Genomic DNA, 270 nt, shown 5'->3' with positions numbered 1-270 from the left:
ACATTGAATATTGGTTGTATTTGCAATCTCTTCTATCGCACTAATATCACTTAATCCACCAACGGTAATAATGGGTACATTAACTTCTGCGCTAATAACTTGCCCATATTCATGAAAATAGCCTTGTTGTTGAATGTTATATCCATCAAAAGATTCGCCAATCATGGTGCTTGCTTTGCCATGTATATTCCCTGAGATGATAATGGCATCAACCCCTATGGCGGCTAACTTTTTACAAATAATACGTGTTTCATCAAAGGTTAACCCACC

Annotated in this window: 1 protein-coding gene; it reads right to left on the bottom strand. The window is 37.0% G+C overall.

All coding sequences use genetic code 11. The features are described from left to right. Nucleotides 1-270, bottom strand: a 270-nt coding sequence (locus AAEY75_RS15305) for a beta/alpha barrel domain-containing protein (protein WP_352260062.1), incomplete at both ends; no start/stop codon positions are given.

It is taken from the genome of Psychrobacter sp. TB55-MNA-CIBAN-0194 (genome assembly GCF_040309505.1).
Lineage (GTDB): Bacteria > Pseudomonadota > Gammaproteobacteria > Pseudomonadales > Moraxellaceae > Psychrobacter > Psychrobacter fozii.
Note: the sequence above shows the minus strand (reverse complement) of the source record. Positions and strands in the feature narration are given on the sequence as shown.